We start from the raw sequence: 19,676 nt of genomic DNA on the forward strand, positions 1-19,676 counted from the left end.
CGCCAGTTGGCGGTATGTTTCGTCGGCACAACTGCGACGCGCCGACCCTTCCAGCCCATGCGGCAGCAAGGCAATGGGCGCAAACGGTTTCAGCCCCAAAAGGTCTGCTTACTTCAGCTTTGTCATCCTCGGCAGCACATAAATGGCCGACAGACCGGCCACCAGGTGCATGACCATCAGGGTGATGACGCCGGCCGGGGTGGCGCCGGGCATAAAGTCGCTGGTCAACATGCCGATGTCGGGCAGCATAGACAAAACCAGGACTGCCCAGGCAATGCGCTGGAAAGTGCGAATGGGGTGTTTGGCTGTGCGCGCCAGGATCAGGTAAACGATGATGCCACCCAAAACACCGACAATGGTAAAGATGGTGTAGCGGATCGTGTCCAGCGGCAGAAATCCAGCCGGAATGGGGAAGATGGCTTTTGCCAGAAAGCCAACAATCAGGTTGCCCACAACGGCCACAATTAGGGTGATCAAGCTGCCGACCAGCAGTCGGCTGTTGTCTATGCCTTTGGGATTTGCTGTTAAACTCATGGTAAAACTCCTTTTGATTTGAGATTTTTGATTTCGGAATACGGGCTTACGGGTTACGGATAATGGCTGAGGAATTCAACGGCAAACGGCCGTAACTCCCCCGCCGCAATGGCTGCCCGAATTTGTCGCATCAATTCCAGTAGAAAATGTAAATTATGAGTGGTCAGCAAAATGTGGCCCAGAATTTCGTCTGCCTTCACCAGGTGGCGCAGGTAGGCGCGGCTGAAGTGGGTGCAGGTGTAACAGGCACAGTCGGCCGCCAGCGGGCCGGGGTCGGCGGTGTATTGGGCGTTGCGTAGATTCAGACGGCCGCCCTTCACCAGCGCCGAACCGTTGCGCGCCAGGCGGGTGGGCAGCACGCAGTCAAAAATATCCACGCCGCGCAAAACGCCGTTCACCACATCCTCTGGCGCGCCCACGCCCATCAGGTAGCGCGGTTTGTTGGCCGGCAAGATGGGATGCAGCACGTCCAGCATGGCGGCCATCTCCGTCTTCGTCTCGCCCACAGCCAGCCCGCCAATGGCGTAACCTGGCAGGTCCAGATCTACCATGAAACGGGCGCTGTCGGCGCGTAAATCGGCAAACACGCCGCCCTGCACGATGCCAAAGAGGGCCTGATCTGGCCGGGTTTTAGCCGCCAGACAGCGTTCCAGCCAGGGGTGGGTGCGCGTGAGCGATTGTTCCACATAGGCGCGGTCGTTGGGCGGCGGGCATTCGTCGAACGCCATGATGATGTCGGCGCCCAGGTTTTCCTGGATGGCGATGCTGCGTTCAGGGGTGAAGCGGTGGTAGGAACCGTCAATGTGCGATTGGAAGGTCACGCCGTCGGCGTCTATCTTGCGGCTGTCGCTGAGGCTGAACACCTGGAAGCCGCCGCTGTCGGTGAGGATGGGGCCGTGCCAGCCCATGAAATGGTGCAGCCCACCCAGGTCGCGGATCAGTTCGTCGCCGGGGCGCAGGTAGAGATGGTAGGTGTTGCTCAGGAGCAGGGTGGCGCCCAGGTGTTGCAAGTCGCTGGGTTTCATGGCCTTCACGGTGGCCGCTGTGCCGACAGGGGCAAATACAGGCGTTTGCAGGCTGCCGTGTGGGGTGTGGAAACGGCCGTTCCTGCCCCCACTCTGTGGATCAATTGCGTCAATGTCGAATTCAAACATAGCTGCGAATTATAGCGCAGGCCAGCCGGAAAGGAACTTTTTGTGGCATACAGCGTATTAGTGGCATGAACAAGCGGAACAAAAACGACATCCCCGAACTGTAGCCTACAGCACAGCGTAGGGAACGTAGAAGATGTATCGTTGTTTCATACGCCTTGCGACCAGACCAGCCGCCTATTTTCGGCGATACTACCTTTACTGACACGGAACGGCAGCAGAAAACAGACTTTTAGGAGAGAACCATGATCGCTCAACCATTCAACAACCAATCGCTGTATGAAACGAAAGAATCGGGGCGTGGGGTAACGGCCGTAGCCATCACTATCGGTCTGCTGTTGGGCGGCATGTTTAACTTTTTGTGGTCCGGGCTGCCCTGGCTGGTGGCGCTGGCGATGTGGCCGCTGGGCGTTGCCGTTGGCCTGATTATTACCGCGTTGGCCTACCAGCGTTGGCGCGGCGAAGCGCAGTGGGGTCTGGCCCTGGCCGGGCAAGGCATTGGCGTTTTGGCCGTCGGACTCATCTTTGTCGCCTCTATGGGCTGACCGTCCCATTTTCCCTTTACCTTCTGGCGGCGCTGTCTGGACTCAGACAGCGCCGTTTTTTGTCTGTCCACCGCCGCCTCATAACCAATAAACCAATCGCCTCATTTCTTAAAGAATCCCAACACTTACCTCCGATTCATTGCCTGACTTTTGAGTTAAACTACAATAATGATGGCTGTTTAGAATAAATCCCAAACAGCCAGATGTTAGATTCTGGAAGAGGACATAACTTTTGCCCAAGCAGTTGAGACAAATAACCCGGCTTCGTGATCATCTAGAAATTACATGGCCCAGATTGGACCAATCTCCAAGATTGGTCCAATCTAAACTTAGGCGATTACTTGGCGTGGGTCTACTATTGTTTTTGTTGGTTGGCTGTGGGGCGCTAGACGCCCCAGAACGGCTGCCGCTGCCTACGCCCGTGGCCACAGCCCGGCCATTTACCGCCAACCCGGAAGCAACTGGGGAAATGATTCTGGACCCCATTAGCGACCTGGCGCCCAGGACGGATCCCACCATTGCTGCCCTGGTAGAACAGGTATCGCAGCAGCAGTTGATGGGCTACGTGCAGCGCATGGAAGGGTTTGGCAATCGCAGCGCGTTTGGCGATACAGAATCGGAAAATTGGGGGATCGGGGCGACGCGGCGCTGGCTTTTTGATGAATTTTCACGGGTGGGCAACGGCCGTCTCCAGGTCCGTTATGATGATTTTACCCTCAACTATGGCAGCTATTCTGTGCCCCAAAGCAACGTGGTGGCCGAACTGCCTGGCAACGGCCGCAGCAACGGCGTCATCATCCTCATGGCCCATTATGACAACCGCGCACCGGATATTTTTGACGGCCGCAGCCTCGCTCCTGGCGCCAACGACAACGGTTCTGGCATTGCCCTGCTGCTGGAATCGGCCCGCCTGTTAAGCTCGCAGCAGTGGAACCAGACGATCATCTTCCTGGCAACCTCCGCCGAAGAAGCAGAAACCATCGGCGCGCGCCATTTCGCTCAAGATGCTTACCTGAACAACATGAACATCCTGGCGGCCATCAACTATGACGGCATTGGCGGCCGTAAAGGCATCCCGCAGTTGGTCCGTGTGTTTGCGCCGGGTCTGGCTTATTCCCCCTCCGGGCAGTTGGCCCGCTATTATGATTACATTGGTGGGCTGTACGTGCCTACTTTCCCCACAGAGGTGCTAGATGCTTTAGACCGCGAAGGGCGCTGGGGCGATCAGCGCGAATTTGTGGCTTTAGGCATACCATCTATCCGCGTGATTGAATCGGTGGAAGATCCGGACATGCTGAATTCGGTGCGCGACACCTGGGACCGGATTGATTACGCCTATTTGCAGCGGGTGGTGCAGCTAAACGTGGCGGTGGCGGCGACGCTGGCCGGCGCGCCGATGCAGCCGCCGGCCCCGGTGGTCAATACAACGGATGCGTTGGGCATGTACCAACTGCGCTGGCCGGTGGCCGAGGGGGTGGCCGGCTATGCCATTTCTTTCCGGCCATTGGAGGTATCTTCCCACCAGGCGTTTCGTTTGGTGAAGGCGCAGCAGGCGGGCAATGTGGCCCTGACCGGTTTTGACCCGGCCGCCAACTACGTGGTGAGTCTGGCGGCGATGGATGAAAACGGCCGTCTCAGCTATTTTTCGCCCGAAATTGTCGTTGGGCCGGATGCGATGGCTTTCAGTCAATAGGTTCTCTAATTTTCATCCGGCGGTCCGCCGCCGCCACATGGATAAATTTGGCCGACTTCATGAAACGCAACGAACAATCGCCTGGGGGAACGTTACCTTCTTCAGAACGCGAAGCCCAGATGCTGCGGGCTTTAAACGCGGCCGTGGCTTCTTTGCAGAAGGCGGCGTATTCGGAAACGGCCGTCTACGATGCTTTTGGCGCTCAATTGCAAAACCTGGGTTTGCACGGCGCGATTTCCATGTTGAGCGAGGAGCGGACGCAACTGGTTGTGAAGGCTCTGGTTATCCCCAAAAATTTGCACAAAACATTGCGGGCGGTCGAGAAATTGCTCGGCGTAAAAGGCGTTGGCTACCGATATTCACGGGCGACGGCCGTTATTGACCAACACGTCATCGCCACCGGCGAAAGCCTGTTCCTGGCTAATAACACGACTTTTGCAGTGACATAATGTTTTGATAGCACCTTTACAAACGAATACGCCATAGAGCACAATACCAGGGGAAGGATGAATAGCGCAATTTACTACGCAGGAGGTGTTGAACTATGGTTCCCCTGGTTGAATTTCCACGATTGGTTGATCACTATGCACACATTTCAGTTCGGTCTTTTCGGCCGATGCCTTCATCAGTTCAAGCGGTACATCAGCGGTTTGATTGTTTCCGAAAACAAAACTGTTGAGGAATCAACCGATTGTTTGTCCATGAAAGCCGTAACCAAAGCTCGCTCAACCGTCTACTAACGGAAAGCCCTTTTTCGCTCGACGAACTCAATCGTTGTCGCTTAGCTGTCAGAGCAGCCTACCGGGTACAGCCTTGAAAAAGACGGGGTGTTGAGTTTTGACGATACGTTACTCACCCACTGGACACCACTTTGACAAGATCGCCATCTTGTATGACCAGTGCAAAGTGTTGGGTCTGGGCGCACAACCTGGTGACGTTGCATTACAGCGATGACCAAACTGACTACCCTATATTCTTTGGGCTGTGGCAACCGGCTGACCTGGTCAAGATTGAAGCAGGGTTACGCGCAGCGAACATCAAGTTGAAGAAGCAAGCTGGAGCTGAAGAAAGCGATCCAACCAAGTGGCGCAGTATTTGCTAGGCGGGCGACGAAATGTCAAAAACCGGGCGTAGCTGACCTGTATGACAGCAAGTTGCGCATGGCTGAGCAGCAGTGCCAGCAATGGCTGGCACAGTTCCTGACTTCGCCGCCTATCGCTTTTGATAGTTGGTCACACAACCCAGCTTCTGCCGCTTTCTTGATGAGAAAGGCTTTCTTTTGGGCGCCTTGGGCGGGCGGTGAAGTGGCGCTGGCAACAGGTCGGGAACGATTAGACAAGTTTGCCCAGCGCCTCAAGGCGGAACATCTTGCGGCCATAAAAGCCGGTCAAACTCCTGCGTTTCAAACGACGACCATCACCTTTAAGGGAACAACCGAGACTTACTATACCTACTGCCGTACGCATCGGCTGCACAACTTGGCAAGTCCGTCTCGTCATCAGCTATCGTCGGGCTGACCTATCCGACAATCCAGTATTTCTTATCAGTAACCGCTTGCACTGGCAGGCCAACACGCATTTATCGCCATCGTTGGCTCGTTCAAGTGTATCATGAAGAAGGTAAAGCCGAAGGGCTGAACCATATCAGCTACGGGATTTCGCGGCTATTGAACGACTCGCCCTGGTCGCCGTGGTGTACAGCTTACTGCGTGCCGCCCAACAGGATACAGACCTGCAACAGCGCTTCAACGTGAACCGAGCTAGACCTCGACGGCAGCGTTCCTTTTGGACGAGCACTGCCCAATCTGGAGCCTCGCTTTGTTTATTACGGCGGGGCTGGCCAGGGCATCTTTGCAAGAAATCATGACGCGTGCGAGCTGTCTGCCCGCGTTGACCTGAGCCTTTTCAGTCCTGGTTGTGATGCTGTCCAGCCACTGATAAGCTGAGATACTGGTTTGTTGCCACAGCCCGGACAGAGGTTGACAGGATGGGCGTTTTTTTGCTGTTTGGCGTATTAGTTTTTAAGGTGCAAAAGTCGTGTAATAACTCACAAAAACTGGAGCAGGTTTTCCCCGACACGGGCTTTGTGCGGCGTCAGGCCATACGCGGGTTCGCCAACCTGCCGGCCATTGTGGCTCCCATCACGCTGGTGGGTGAAAATACCGGCGTGTTGTATATGGCCGACGCCCTGATGCGACCTGAAGATGTGCCGATCATCGCCGCGTTTGCCAACCAGATTTCCCTGGCCTTGCAAGAGGCGCACCTGTTTCAAGCTCTGCGGCACACCGAAGACCAATACCGCCGCCTGTTTGAAACGGCCAATGACGCCATTCTGGTGGTAGACGCGGCCAGTTTGCACATCTTTTCGGCCAATCCCAAAGCGACCATGATGACTGGCTACAGCGAGGCGGCGCTGCTAGGGATGACCATTGACACGCTCATCCCGCCAGCCAACGCGCCCAGTGTGCTGGCTTTCGCCGCCGCCACGCAGGAACAAAAAACCATTGTCGCCGAATCCACGCTGGTCCGGGCCAATGGGCAAACATTGTTAGTGCAGGTTTCGGCGACGTCGTTTGAGTTGAACGGCCGTCTGCTGCTGCATGGTTTCATCAAAGACATCACCGAACAAAAGCGAAGCGAAGCCTTGCAAACGGCCGTTTACCAGATTGCCACCATCACCAACTCAGACATCAGCCTGGAGGCTCTGTATGCTTCGATTCACCGGGTAGTAGGCCAGTTTTTGGATGCCCGCAATTTTTACATTGCCCTATACGACGAGTCGGCCGACCTGCTGATGCTGCCTTATTTTGTGGACGAGCGGGATACGTATGACGGCCGTCCATACAAAGCGGGTCGCGGCCTCACCGAATCGGTCATTCATTCCGGCCAACCCCTTCTCATTGACGAAGAGGGCCACCGGCAGCTCATTCAGCAAAACAGGGTGGACGAAGTTGGGCCGATGGCCAAAATCTGGTTAGGCGCACCGTTAACAACCAAAGCCGAAACCTTTGGCGCCATCGTGGTGCAAAACTATCAGGATCGCCATGCCTACGCCGAGCCGGAAAAACAATTCCTGGCCTACGTATCCGGCCAGATTGGCACGGCTATCGCCAGCAAGCGCGCCGAGTTGGCGCTGAAACAACTTGCCGCTGAACTAGAAAAGCAGGTTCACATGATGGACGTGGTTCTTTCTACCACGCCTGATTTTTTCATGATTTATGAGATAGACGGCCGTATCCGTTATGCCAGTCCAGGCGCGTTGGCCGGGATGGGATTGTCCACTGCCGAAGTTGTCGGCAAAGATTGGTCACAACTGCCATTACCAAACGTGCCCGTCGCCCAATTCATAGCCGATTTCCAGGAAGTTATCGGCAGCGGCAGCCCACTGCACAGCGAAACTTCTGTTCAGATAGACGGCCAGACACATTACTACGAATACGATCTTTACCCCGTGCGTGACCCAAACAACGTTGTCACCGCCGTCGTCTCCACATCCCGCGACTTTACCGAGCGCAAACAAGCCGAAGAAGCCCTGCACCACACCCAAAAAATTGAAAGCCTGGGCATCATGGCCGGCGGCGTCGCCCATGACTTTAACAACCTGCTGGTGGCGATCATGGGGCAGACCTCTTTGGCGCTCAATAAAATGCAGCCGGCCGATCCTGCCTACCGCCATATCGAAAAAGCAGTTAATGCGGCCGAGAAGGCCGCCGACCTCACCCAACAACTGTTGGCCTATTCTGGTAAGGGGCAGTTTACATTTCAGCCGCTCCGACTAGATACCATTATTCGTGAAAACCAACATTTGCTGGAAGTGATTATCCCGCACAACGTGCGCCTGGAAGCGGCATTGAGCGATGATTTGCCGCTCATTGAAGCCGACCCCGGACAAATTCAGCAAGTGGTCATGAACCTGATCCTTAACGCTGCCGAAGCAATGGAAGGTCGCCCCGGCGTTATCCACTTGCGCGCCGCGGCCCAAACCATCCGCCAGGAGGATACAGGCTACTGGCAGCAAACCAAACAGCAGCTAAAACCGGGCGATTATGTGTTGTTGCAGATCAGCGACAATGGCTGTGGCATGAGTCCTGAAACCCTGGACCGGATATTTGATCCGTTTTTTACGACCAAATTTACCGGCCGCGGCCTGGGGTTGGCGGCCGTTTTGGGCATTATGCGTGGACACAAAGGTGGCCTATGCGTCACCAGCCAGCCGGAACAAGGCACGACGTTTGATCTACTGTTTCCGGTGGCCCAGGTTTCCGCTGCCGCTGCCCCAGATGGGTCGCTGACGCAGTTAGCAGCTACGGCCGTTATCCTGGTCATAGACGACGACGCCTCGGTGCGCGAAGCCATCCACGACATCCTGGACATGCAAGCCATACACGTTCTGTTAGCCGACAACGGCCGTGCCGGAATCCAACTGTATCAACAACATGCCCACGCCATAGACCTGGTCATGTTGGATTGGTTCATGCCCGATATGAACGGGGCAGAAACCTTACAAATTCTGCAACAAATCAACCCCCATGTGCGTGTCCTCATGTCTTCCGGTTACAGTGAATCAGAAACCATTGAACAGCTAAAGAACCCCGGTGCGGTCGGCTTCCTACAAAAACCCTATACCCTCCCCCAACTTCTCAAGGAAATCAACCGCCACCTGACCTGAAATGCCCGGCTTGTTCCGTTTCATAGACGACAGTGATCAATCGCCAATCGTCATGCGTCATTGCCGCCTAGAATTGCGGCAACTGCCAATTGCCCAAGTCATTGACAAGCCTTCTCGCCTTTGATACCATTCCGCCCAGTTCTGTGGATAGTCCACCTTCTTCTGTGGGAAACTGCCGCAGCATGTGGATAAACCGCAAATGCGCTTGACAATCGAATAACCAAATCACCTATACTTCTTATCCAGAGAGGCAGAGGGACCGGCCCGATGAAGCCTCGGCAACCTACGCGCTGCAAACGATTTGCAGCCGGTAATGGTGCCAATTCCGGCAGATGTGATTCCCCGTGGGGGAATCTTCTGGAAGATGAGAGTTAGCGTTACGCTTGCGACGCCTCTTTTTATCTTCCAAAAGAGGCGTTTTTGTTTGCCCGGAACAAACTTGCGATCAATCGTCAATCCGAAATCCGAAATCCAAAATTGGAGTAACCCCATGACCCTTGTAATGAAATTCGGCGGAACCTCGGTCGGCAGCGCCCAGGCCATGCGCGAAACGGCCGTTCTTATCCTCAACGCCCACAAAGAGTGGGGCCAGGTCGTCGTGGTGGCCTCGGCTATGGGCAGCAAGCCGGTTAAAGTGACCGACCTGCTGTTAAACGGCGCGTATACCGCCCTCGCCGGTGATACCGAAACGTACCAGACTGCGGCCCATACCCTGCGCCAGGTCCATTACGAAGCCATAGATGGTTTGCTGGCCCCTGAAGGCGAACGGCAAAAAGTGCTGGCCGAAAACAACAAATTCATCGAACGCTATACCGCCTTATGCCAGGCGGTGCTGGCCCTGGGCGAACTGACGCCTCGCGCCCTGGACGCCATCGGCGGCATGGGTGAGCAGATGAGTGTGCGCATTTTGGCCGCCTATCTGCGCCAGATCGGCCACCCGGCTGCGGCCATAGACGCCACCGAACTGATCGTCACCGACGACAACTTTCAGGCGGCCACGCCCCTGCCAGATTTGACCGATGAGAAGACGCGAGAACGGTTACGGCCGTTACTCACCCAGGGCATCATCCCCATCGTCACCGGCTTCATCGCCGCCAACCAGGCCGGCGTCACCACCACCCTCGGCCGTGGCGGCTCAGACTTCAGCGCCGCCCTGCTGGGCCAATCTTTGCACGCTGACGAAGTGTGGATTTGGACCGACGTGGATGGGGTGATGACTGCCGATCCACGCCTGGTTAAATCCGCCCGCTCTATCCCCACCCTCAGCTACCGCGAAGTGTCCGAACTGGCTTTTTTTGGCGCCAAAGTGCTGCACCCCAAAACCATGCGCCCCTGCATCGAAAACAACATCCCGCTGCGCATCAAAAACACCTTCAACCCCACCCATCCCGGGACCGTCATCGTGCCCGACACGGCCAACGGCAACGGCGGTGTGAAAGCGGTGACGGCCATAGACAACCTCAGCCTGATCACCGTGGAAGGCAAAGGCATGATAGGCGTACCGGGCATTGCCGCCCGCACCTTTGGCGCGGTTGCCAGAGCGCAGGTCAGCGTGCTGCTCATCAGCCAGGCTTCCTCGGAGCAGTCCATTTGCTTCGCCACGCCCGACGACCTGGCCGAAACAGTGATCGGCAGCCTGAACGCCGAATTTGACGATGAAATTCAGCGTCGGGACATTGACCGCATTTGGGGCCAACACACTGTCTCTATTGTAACCGTGGTGGGGGCCGGGATGCGCGGCACGCCGGGCATTGCCGGGCGCGTTTTCACGGCGTTGGGGCAGCACGCCGTCAACATCATCGCCATCGCCCAGGGTTCTTCGGAATGCAGTATTAGTCTGGTGGTGGATGGGCAGGATGCAGCCGCGGCCGTGCGCTATATCCACGACCTGATCGTAGCCTGAATGAAGAGCTGACAGGTTGCCGGCATGAGTTTGTGTAATTGATGACAATCAGGTAAAACACCGCCCGCTGATTGGCTGATCAGCGGGTGTTTTTATGATTGATTCTGGGAGTGCAGGCGATGGACAGGAACGCCCGCCGGCCCATTTTGCAGGGTAATTGGATGAGCAAAACGTTGTGTGAATTGGATAAGCTGCTAAAAAAAGAGTTTGCCGCTTACGCGGCGTTGGTGGACAGGCCCAATGTTGTCTGCCAGAAATGTGGGCGGGCGGCCAACGACAAAAAGAACGTGTGTGAACCGAGGAAAATTAAGCGGGAAGGGTAATATGGATCGAAAAACAGGTACGGCCGTTGGGGCCGTTCTCGCCACACTCATCGGCGGCCGGCTGCTGCAAAAACGGCTGAACAAACCGCCAGAAACAGTCTTGCCCGGCGGCTACGCCCTGATCACCGGTGCGTCCAGCGGTATTGGCGCGGCCTTTGCCCGGCGGTTGGCCCAGGCAGGCTATAACCTGGTCCTGGTGGCCCGCCGCGAAGCAAAATTGGCTGCCCTGGCCGACGAACTGATACGCGACTACGCTATCGCCGCCGAAGTATTGGCGGCCGATTTGTCCCAGATGGCCGATGTGGCCCGCGTGGAGCAGCACATCGCCAACCTCGACCTCGCCTTCCTGGTGAACAACGCCGGGTTTGGCACCAATCGTGGCTCGCTGCTGGCGTCCGACCTGGATGAGCAGATGAATATGCTGAACCTGCACGTCCAGGCGACCATGCGCCTGTGCCGCGCCGCCCTGCCCGGCATGACAGCGCACGGCCGTGGCGCCATCATCAACGTTTCCTCCATCGCCGCCTTTTTCCCTTCGCCGGGCGACACCAACTATGCCGCGTCCAAAGCGTACATGAACACCTTCTCGCAGGCGCTCCAGGCGGAAGTGGCCGGGCAGGGCATCCGCGTGCAGGCGTTGTGCCCCGGCTTCACCCACACCGAATTTCACGATACCTCGGCTATGACCGGCTTCCAAAAAAGCCGCGTCCCAGCCAGGATGTGGATGACGGCCGAACAGGTAGTAGACGAATCGCTGCGCTGCCTGGGACGCCACCAGGTTATCTGCGTGCCCGGCCGGACCAATCAACTGCTGGTTCTGGGGGCGCAAAATGGATTGGCCGGCGTGGTCTTGCGCGCCGCCCGCCGCCTGCGCCATCGCGGAAGATGAGCCGTAAGCCGTTGGCTATAAGCTGTAGCTCTTGACTATCAACTACCAACTACCAACTAAAGGAAACTTTATGAGCATCATCGAAGCGATTTTTTTGGGCATTTTACAAGGGGCGACGGAGTTTTTGCCCATTTCCAGTTCGGGGCATTTGGTGTTGATCCCGGTTATATTTGCGATAACACCGCCGGACCTGCCGTTGATTGGGTTGGTGCATTTGGGTACGCTGGTGGCGGTGTTGATCTATTTTCGGCGTGATTTGTGGCAGATTGTCACGGCCGTGCTGCGCGGCCTGGCCCAGCGCCAACCATTGGGCACAACCGAAGCGCGTTTGGGCTGGTTTATTGTGGCGGGCAGTGTCCCGGCGGCGCTGGCCGGCTTTTTGTTGGCAGACTTTTTTGACAGCGTGTTTGGGCAGCCGAACTGGGCAGCGTTTTTTTTGCTGGTAACGGCCGTTCTCCTTGTCATCGGTGAGCGCGTGATTTCCGGTAAAAAAACCTTCGCTACCATGACCTGGCTGGACGCCATCATTATCGGCCTGTTCCAGATGGTGGCGTTATTTCCCGGCGTTTCGCGCAGCGGCAGCACCATCGTTGGCGGGCTGCTGCGCGGGTTTGATCGGCCTACGGCGGCGCGTTACAGCTTTCTGCTTGGCGTGCCGGTCATCCTGGGCGCAGGGCTGCTGTCCTTGCTGGATATTGTGACGGCCGAGGTGATGGTGTATTCGACGGCCGTTTATCTGGCCGCTTTCCTGGCTGCCGCCATCTCCGGCTATGCCTGCATCGCCTTTTTGCTCAACTGGCTGCGCAGCCACAGCCTCTACATCTTCGCCGCCTACACTGCTCTGCTCGGCGGCGGCTACCTGCTCTTTTCCCTGTTGGGAGGATAGATACACGGATAAAAGGGATTGGACGGATTCTCACGGAGGATTTTAAATTTATCCGCGAAAATCCGTCCAATCCGTGTACCAATCTTTATCAAGAGGTAACGGCCGTTACCATTTCCGGGTAATCCTCCCGTTCAGCCATCAGCGGATCCAGGCCAAACAGCGTCAGCAGTTCGGTGATCAGCCCCGCCTTGCGCGCGGCGTCGGTGCGCGACCAGGTGCGCGACTTGATTTCCAGAAAATATCCCGGCAGCTGCGGCTGCGTCAGTTTGTCCAGGTTGATGGCAAAATCGGTCTCGCGGTAGACCACCCGCCAGCGCAGCCGGTCTTTGTTCACCGCCACCTGGCGCGCCGGGGCGAAGTATTCGCTGTAAAAACGCAAACTGCGGTCGGCGCTCGCCAGAAAGCGAGAGCGTGATAGCATGACCGAATTCTGAATTTCGGCCCGATGTTCCTCGCCGATCAGCGTCAGGCGCGAACGCACCTGGTACGTTTCGCCGTTGTCGCCCACAAATTCATCTTCGCGATAACGCAGCCGCGCCGCGTCCGGGTCGCCATCTTCGAAGATGAAATAGGTGTCATATTCGCGGTAGTGAGAACGCTTGGTAATTTCAAGCTGGTTGCCCGCCAGCACGCGCAGCACGTTTTTCTTGTCGCTGATCGGCACTTTCACCTGAATCTCAAAACTTTCTTGCCGCTCCACGCCGGCCAGCAGCACCAATTTGTTGTACGGGCTGGCTTCGCGCTCCAGCACAAAGGCGTCAATCGCCGCGGCTACCTGGGTGGCGGCGGCCAGGGCGGCCGGTTCGTCAATGGTTAACAGGGCGCGGCTGCGCATCAGCCAACGGCCGTTACACATCACATCCGCCACGTCCGAACTCTTGGCCGCGTAAATCAGACGCGAATACACCGCGTCGGCCTGGTTGTTGAACTGCGGCTGATTATGCACCCCGTCCATCTCCACGATGGCTAAATCGGCCCGTTTGCCCGCTTCCAGGCTGCCCGTTTTGTCGGCCATGTGCAGCGCCCGCGCCCCGCCGATGGTCGCCAATTCCAATGCCTGCCGCGCCGGTAACACTGTGGGGTCGTTGCTTTTGGTTTTTGCCAGCAGCGCCGCCAGACGTACTTCCTCGAACATATCCAGGTCATTGTTGCTGGCCGGGCCGTCGGTCCCTACGCCTACATTTAGTCCCATCGCGAGCATTTGCCCCACGGCGGCGATGCCGCTGGCGAGTTTCAGGTTGCTGGTGGGGCAGTGGGCCACGCCGGCGCCCGCTTCCTTCAGGGCGAACATTTCGCTTTCATCCAGATGGACGCAGTGGGCGGCCAATAGTTTGGTTTCCAGCAGGCCGTTTTTGCCGATCCAGTTGACCACCGGCATGTGGTTTTGTTCCAGTGAATTTTGCGCTTCCAGCGCGGTTTCGCTGACGTGCGTGTGCAGGGGCACGTCGTAGGCGCGGGCCAGGTCGGCGCAGGCGCGGTTCATTTCCGGCGTGCCGGTGTACCAGGCGTGGGGGGCGACGGCCGGTTGAATCAGGGTGTGGCCGTTCCATTTTTCGATGAAGCGGCGGCAGAGGACCAGGGCGTCTTCGTAGGTGGCGGCGTCGGGGGCGGGGAAGATGAGAACCGTCTGGCCCAAAAGAGCGCGCATCCCGATGACGGCCGTTGCCGCGGCAATCTCATCCTCAAAATAATACATGTCGGCAAACGCGGTGATACCAGAGCGGATCATCTCGGCGCAGGCGATTTGTGTGCCCAGCCGCACAAATTCCGGCGTCACAAACTGGCGCTCCAGGGGCATCAGGTAGCCCAACCAGACATCCAGGCGTAAATCGTCGTTCAGGCCGCGCAGCAGGGTCATGGGGATGTGGGTGTGGGCGTTGACCAGGCCAGGCATGACGACTTTGCCCTGGCAGTTGATGGTTTCAGCGGCGCTGTAGGTTTGGCTGAGTACGGCAGTTGGCCCCACGGCCACAATCGAATCGCCGGCAATCGCCACCGCGCCATCAGCATAAATCGTATAAGCATCGTCCATCGTGACGACGACGCCACCGGTTAACAAAATATCCACTTGTTGGGACATGGGTTCCTTCCTTTGTGCGAGCGTTGGTTAGCGGGTAATATGCACCGGGATTATACCGATTCCTGTTATAACAGGTAAAATCAGCGCATGACCACAGACCTTACCTTTATCACCAACGAAAATAAGCAAAGCCTGAAAGATAGATTTAATGTCCTCATCAAAGATGCGCGTTTCTTCGCTGCAAGAAGCGGCCAATTCTTTGTACGAGTTCCTGATGAGCAATTGATTTTTTACTGGGGTGAATGGGGGAGGGAAACGGCCGTTTTTTGTTATACTCACAAAGAGTAACTACTAAGGCGCTCTGGAAAGTTTGTTGGTTGGTAGTTACCAAAGATCATAATCGGAAAAGTAGAAATGGATAACCGGATGACAAGCCTATGAGAATGGTTGACATTATTGCCCACAAACGAGACGGCCGTGCGCTGACCACCGCCGAAATCAACTGGTTTATTGACAAGTACACAGCCGGAGACATCCCCGATTACCAGGCGGCGGCCCTGTTGATGGCGATTTATCTGCGCGGCATGAGCCGCCGGGAAACAGTGGACCTGACCCTGGCTATGGCCGAATCCGGCGACAAGCTGGACCTGCACGATGTGGCCCCCTTTGTCATTGACAAACATTCCTCCGGCGGCGTCGGCGATAAAACGACGCTGGTGGTGCAGCCTATCGCCGCCGCCTGCGGCGTGCCGGTGGGCAAAATGAGCGGGCGCGGCCTCGGTTCCAGCGGCGGTACGCTGGACAAAATGGAATCAATCACCGGTTGGTCGTGCAGCATGAGTCTGGCGCAGTTCAAACGCCAACTGGCCGATATTGGCTTGGTGCTGGCCGGGCAAACGGCCATCCTGGCCCCGGCCGATGGCAAGCTCTACGCCCTACGCGACGTCACGGCCACCGTCGCCAGCGCGCCGCTGATCGCCGCTTCCATTATGTCCAAAAAGCTGGCCGCCGGCGCGGACGCGATGGTGCTGGACGTAAAAATGGGCAGCGGCGCGTTTATGACCACGCTGGATTCGGCGCGAGACCTGGCGCGGATCATGGTGGACATCGGCACAGACGCCGGCCGCCAAACCGTCGCCCTGATCTCCGACATGAACCAGCCGCTCGGCGCGGCCATTGGCAATGCCCTGGAGGTGAAAGAGGCCATCGAAACGCTGCAAGGCAACGGCCCGGCCAACTTCTGGGCGCATTGTCTGGATGTGGCCGCCCACATGCTGCTGCTGGCCGGCAAAGCGGACAATCTGGCAGGGGCCAAGGAGCTGGCGCGGTCGGTACGGGACGACGGCCGTGCCCTGCGTAAATTCCGCGCCATGGTAGCCGCCCAGGGGGGCGACGTGGCCCAGGTAGACGATCCGAGCCTGCTGCCACAGGCTAAATTTGTGGCGCCAATTTTGGCTCCTCGCGCCGGCTACATCGCGTCGTTTGATACGGCGGCCATTGGTTGGGCGGCGGTGCATTTGGGCGGCGGCCGTCTGGTGAAAACGGACAAGATCAACTATGCTGTCGGTTTTGTGCTGCCCTGCGCTGTAGGCGACAAGGTGGCCGAGGGCGACGTGTTGGGCATGGTTCACGCCGACGATAGGGCGAAATTAGAACAGGCGCGGCAGGAGGTGTTAACGGCCGTGTCCTGGTCCGACGAACCCGTAACCCGCCTGCCCCACATCTACGAAACCATCACCGCGTAGTTACTATCACTCTAGTACAGCTTTCCGTAAATTCGCATCATGTTTGTAGGGGCGACCCTTGTGGTCGCCCTCTGGGGCAGGCACAAGTCCAGCCCCTACAAACCTGGTCCTGATTTCTGGACAACTGTACTGGTACACCATATCGGGAGGCGCGTATGGATATGAAAATTGCGTTTGCGTTAGGCGGCGGCGGCGGACGGGGGGCGGCCCACATTGGCGTATTGCTGGAATTTGAGCGGTTGGGCCTTCGGCCGGCCCTGATTACCGGAACCAGCATTGGCGGCATGTTGGGCGCGTTATACGCTGCCGGTCTGGACGCCGCTGGTCTGGTGGACTTTTTCCGCCAGCTTCAGGTAGACAAGCTCTATGGCTTGCCTGGCAATTCCTTCTCTCTGACCAACAACAACAAACTGGAAAAGCTGCTGGAACAAACCATCGGCCGTTTGCACTTTAGCGATCTGCAAATTCCGTTGGCGGTGGCTGCCACCGACATTCGCCGCCACAAACTGGTGGTGCTGGATGAAGGCGACCTCATTTCGGCTGTTCTGGCAACGACAGCGCTGCCGATTGTGCTGCCGCCGGTGGAACGCAACGGCCTGATGCTTATTGACGGCGGCCTGATGAACAATGTGCCTTTCGATGTGGCTTATGCGCGCGGCGCAACCCACGTGGTGGCGGTAGACCTGACCAATGCCGCGCCGTACGGCATGAACAGCGAACACATTCCACAGTCCAGCGGCCGTTTCTCGCGTATTTTAAAGATCCCACAACTGTTTGGCACATGGCAGGTGCTAAACGCCGTCATGGACATCGTCACTGAGCAGTCGCTGCAAACGCGGTTGGCTCTGACAGAGCCGGATATACTCATCCAGCCGTTTGTGGATACCATCGGCATTTTGGATTTTCACCGGTTGGAAGATGGGATAGCGGCCGGGGTAACGGCCGTGCAAGAAATAGAAGCCCAACTGCAAATTCTGCTGCCACAGGCAGCCACATGAACACCCTGGGAGCGCAGGCGTCTCGCCTGCCAGGGGCGGGCGGGCGGGGAAGGCGGGGCCGCGCCCCATTTTTAAGGAAGGACGGACGGGACGTCCGCGCTCCCAGTTTCACAGGAGTTTTATGAACGTTTTAGGCATAGACATTGGTGGCAGCGGCATTAAAGGCGCGCTGGTAGATACCGAAAAAGGCAGCCTGATCACCGACCGCCTGCGCATTCCCACGCCGCAGCCCGCCAAACCCAAACCGACGATCCAGGCGGTACAGGCCATCGTGAAGCATTTTGATTACCAGGGACCCATCGGCGTCGGTTTTCCCGGTGTGGTGGTAGATGGCGTCACCCGCTCCGCCGCCAATCTGCACAGCGCCTGGATTGATTACCCGGCTGCCCGCAACATCGCCCTGGCGACCAAATGCGAGACCACCGTGCGCAACGACGCCGACGCGGCCGGTTACGCGGAAATGTATCATGGCGCAGGACGCGGTGTATCTGGCGTTGTGATGATTTTTACTCTGGGAACCGGCATTGGCAGCTGCATGTTTGTCAACGGTCACATTGTGCCTAATCTGGAACTGGGGCATCTCTTCTTGCGCAACCAGCAAAAGGATGCGGAATTTTTCGCCGCCGACCGCATCCGCGAAGAAAACAGCCTGACCTGGGAAGAGTGGGGCGGGCGGCTTAACGTCTATTTTCAACACATCGAGTTCCTTTTTTCGCCGAATCTGTTCATTATTGGCGGGGGTGTTAGCAAACAGCACAAGAATTTCCTGAAATATATCCAGGTGCGCGCCAAGATGGTTCCGGCTTTGCTGCGTAATGAGGCGGGCATTGTCGGTGCGGCGCTGGCGGCGCTGCCGTAAGCCGTAAGCCATAAACAGAACACGGAACACGGCTTACGCCACAGAAGGTGTACACGATCATGCTCAAGAACAAACCGGGACAACGACTTGCTTATTTGCCTTATGCGGATACAGAGCTGCTGGCGGAGTGCCTGGTGGCTCTGGCGAATGGTGATGGCGGGTTGATTGTGATGGGCGTGGACGATGAGGGACGGCCGTCTGGCACAATTTGGGAAGAAGAGGCGGAAGGGGCGCTGCGTCAGGCTGCCACCATGTGCCGCCCGCCTGTGCCCACCCAATGGCAGCCAGTGGAACAAGGCGCGGAACGGTTGGTGGGCATTTACGTCCCGCGCAGCACAGAACTACACAGCCTGCACGACGGCCGTGTCCTGGTGCGCAGCGGCAGCGACAACCGTCCCTTGTCTGGCGACGAAATTCGCAGCCTGTCTAACAGCAAAAGCTCGGCTGAGTTTGAGACGGAGCCGGTTCCCGGCGCACGGCCGTCTGACCTGGATACGGCCGTTGTGCGCGACTACCTGGATCGGCGCGAAGGGCGCGGCGCTGGCAAAGTCTCATCCACCGACGAGCTGCTGTTTGAGATTGGGGCCATAGACCGCGACGGCAGCCCAACGACGACCGGCATTTTGCTGTTTGGGCGCAACCCCCAGGCCTTTTTTCCGCAGAGCGGTGTGGTGTTTGTGCGCTTTCCGGGCACCGAACCGAGGGGCGAAGATGGGGGGATTGGTTACGGCCGTCGTGACGAAATCGCCGGCCCCATCGCCCGCGTGGTTGAACGCGCCTGGAATGTCATCTTCGAGGAAATGCGCGTCGGCGCGCAAGTCAGCCAGTTAGTGCGGGAAGAACTGACCGAATATCCCCGTTTTGCCGTGCGCGAAGCCCTGGTCAACGCTATCGCCCATCGAGATTACCGCATCAAAGGGCGGCGCATTGAAGTACGCATGTACGCCGACCGGTTGGAAATCATCAGCCCCGGCGGACTGCCCGGCTATATGACCATAGACAATCTGGTTGAAGAGCATTTTTCGCGCAATCCGCGCCTGGTAAACGGGCTGTATCAATGGGGCTATATCGAGGAATTAGGGCTGGGCATAGACCAGATGATCGAGGAAATGGTGCAGGCCGGTCATCCACCGCCGCAGTTCCGGGCCACGCCCCATCTGTTCACCGTTACCTTATCCAACAAGCGCGAGCGCGCCGCCCCGCCCAAGTGGACGCGCAGCATGAACGAGCGACAAACCCGCGCCCTGAACTTCATCCGTGAAAATGGCAGCATTACCAACCGGGAGTACCGCGAATTGTGCCCCGACGTTTCCGCCGAGACACTGCGCCTGGACATGGTAGACCTGGTGGAACGGGGCGTTTTGCTGAAAATTGGCTCAAAAAAGGGTACCTATTACATTTTGAAATGAGGCGAGAACGCCGAGTTTTGTGTCGGTAATCCGGGGTCTCTGATGAATTCGGT

General features: G+C 57.4%; 17 protein-coding genes and 1 riboswitch. Of the genes, 14 read left to right on the forward strand and 3 right to left on the reverse strand.

Annotated features, from left to right (window positions below):
* Nucleotides 1-108 precede the first annotated feature (108 nt).
* Both IPM39_13385 and tgt read right to left on the reverse strand, forming a co-directional pair.
* Entirely contained in the window at nucleotides 109-534 is a 426-nt protein-coding gene (locus IPM39_13385) for a hypothetical protein (GenBank protein MBK8987048.1), read from the reverse strand.
* A 53-nt stretch (nucleotides 535-587) separates the two neighbouring features.
* Nucleotides 588-1,688 carry a tRNA guanosine(34) transglycosylase Tgt gene (gene tgt, locus IPM39_13390; protein ID MBK8987049.1) on the reverse strand — a complete coding sequence of 367 codons (1,101 nt, stop codon included), beginning with the start codon at nucleotides 1,686-1,688 and terminating at the stop codon, nucleotides 588-590.
* 242 nt (nucleotides 1,689-1,930) lie between these two features.
* On the opposite strand from tgt, the gene IPM39_13395 reads away from it, so the two are divergent.
* The 9 genes from IPM39_13395 to IPM39_13435 all read left to right on the forward strand — a co-directional run bounded on the left by IPM39_13395 (nucleotide 1,931) and on the right by IPM39_13435 (nucleotide 12,592).
* Nucleotides 1,931-2,230 carry a hypothetical protein gene (locus IPM39_13395; protein MBK8987050.1) on the forward strand — a complete coding sequence of 100 codons (300 nt, stop codon included), beginning with the start codon at nucleotides 1,931-1,933 and terminating at the stop codon, nucleotides 2,228-2,230.
* Nucleotides 2,231-2,576: 346 nt separating this feature from the next.
* Nucleotides 2,577-3,923, forward strand: coding sequence for a M20/M25/M40 family metallo-hydrolase (locus tag IPM39_13400; GenBank protein MBK8987051.1), 1,347 nt, complete (start codon nucleotides 2,577-2,579; stop codon nucleotides 3,921-3,923).
* A 59-nt stretch (nucleotides 3,924-3,982) separates the two neighbouring features.
* Complete coding sequence (locus IPM39_13405; GenBank protein MBK8987052.1) at nucleotides 3,983-4,372, forward strand: hypothetical protein; 390 nt, start codon at nucleotides 3,983-3,985, stop codon at nucleotides 4,370-4,372.
* A 711-nt stretch (nucleotides 4,373-5,083) separates the two neighbouring features.
* Nucleotides 5,084-5,440: a hypothetical protein gene (locus IPM39_13410; GenBank protein MBK8987053.1), complete on the forward strand. Its 357-nt coding sequence runs from the start codon at nucleotides 5,084-5,086 to the stop codon at nucleotides 5,438-5,440.
* A gap of 469 nt (nucleotides 5,441-5,909) precedes the next feature.
* Nucleotides 5,910-8,591 carry a PAS domain S-box protein gene (locus IPM39_13415; GenBank protein ID MBK8987054.1) on the forward strand — a complete coding sequence of 894 codons (2,682 nt, stop codon included), beginning with the start codon at nucleotides 5,910-5,912 and terminating at the stop codon, nucleotides 8,589-8,591.
* A 235-nt stretch (nucleotides 8,592-8,826) separates the two neighbouring features.
* Nucleotides 8,827-8,962, forward strand: a riboswitch (SAM riboswitch).
* A gap of 119 nt (nucleotides 8,963-9,081) precedes the next feature.
* A complete protein-coding gene (locus IPM39_13420) occupies nucleotides 9,082-10,494 on the forward strand; it encodes an aspartate kinase (protein ID MBK8987055.1) in 1,413 nt (470 codons plus the stop codon).
* Between the two features lie 119 nt (nucleotides 10,495-10,613).
* Nucleotides 10,614-10,817, forward strand: coding sequence for a hypothetical protein (locus tag IPM39_13425; GenBank protein MBK8987056.1), 204 nt, complete (start codon nucleotides 10,614-10,616; stop codon nucleotides 10,815-10,817).
* Nucleotide 10,818: 1 nt separating this feature from the next.
* Entirely contained in the window at nucleotides 10,819-11,706 is an 888-nt protein-coding gene (locus IPM39_13430; GenBank protein ID MBK8987057.1) for an SDR family oxidoreductase, read from the forward strand.
* A 70-nt stretch (nucleotides 11,707-11,776) separates the two neighbouring features.
* The gene (locus IPM39_13435; GenBank protein ID MBK8987058.1) at nucleotides 11,777-12,592 is read left to right on the forward strand and encodes a UDP-diphosphatase; all 816 of its coding nucleotides are present in this window, start codon (nucleotides 11,777-11,779) and stop codon (nucleotides 12,590-12,592) included.
* An 88-nt stretch (nucleotides 12,593-12,680) separates the two neighbouring features.
* On the opposite strand, the gene IPM39_13440 is transcribed toward IPM39_13435, so the two are convergent.
* A complete protein-coding gene (locus IPM39_13440; protein MBK8987059.1) occupies nucleotides 12,681-14,672 on the reverse strand; it encodes an amidohydrolase family protein in 1,992 nt (663 codons plus the stop codon).
* A gap of 87 nt (nucleotides 14,673-14,759) precedes the next feature.
* Here IPM39_13440 and IPM39_13445 point away from each other — a divergent pair, with 87 nt between their 5' ends.
* The 5 genes from IPM39_13445 to IPM39_13465 all read left to right on the forward strand — a co-directional run bounded on the left by IPM39_13445 (nucleotide 14,760) and on the right by IPM39_13465 (nucleotide 19,623).
* Complete coding sequence (locus IPM39_13445) at nucleotides 14,760-14,960, forward strand: hypothetical protein (protein MBK8987060.1); 201 nt, start codon at nucleotides 14,760-14,762, stop codon at nucleotides 14,958-14,960.
* An 89-nt stretch (nucleotides 14,961-15,049) separates the two neighbouring features.
* Nucleotides 15,050-16,357 (forward strand): thymidine phosphorylase, encoded by a 1,308-nt coding sequence (locus IPM39_13450; protein ID MBK8987061.1) that lies wholly within the window; start codon nucleotides 15,050-15,052, stop codon nucleotides 16,355-16,357.
* Nucleotides 16,358-16,512: 155 nt separating this feature from the next.
* A complete protein-coding gene (locus tag IPM39_13455; GenBank protein ID MBK8987062.1) occupies nucleotides 16,513-17,355 on the forward strand; it encodes a patatin-like phospholipase family protein in 843 nt (280 codons plus the stop codon).
* 121 nt (nucleotides 17,356-17,476) lie between these two features.
* Nucleotides 17,477-18,214 carry an ROK family protein gene (locus tag IPM39_13460; protein ID MBK8987063.1) on the forward strand — a complete coding sequence of 246 codons (738 nt, stop codon included), beginning with the start codon at nucleotides 17,477-17,479 and terminating at the stop codon, nucleotides 18,212-18,214.
* Between the two features lie 59 nt (nucleotides 18,215-18,273).
* Nucleotides 18,274-19,623, forward strand: a complete 1,350-nt coding sequence (locus tag IPM39_13465; protein ID MBK8987064.1) for a putative DNA binding domain-containing protein — start codon at nucleotides 18,274-18,276, stop codon at nucleotides 19,621-19,623.
* Nucleotides 19,624-19,676 lie beyond the last annotated feature (53 nt).

This window comes from Candidatus Leptovillus gracilis (assembly GCA_016716065.1).
GTDB classification, from domain to species: Bacteria; Chloroflexota; Anaerolineae; order Promineifilales; family Promineifilaceae; genus Leptovillus; species Leptovillus gracilis.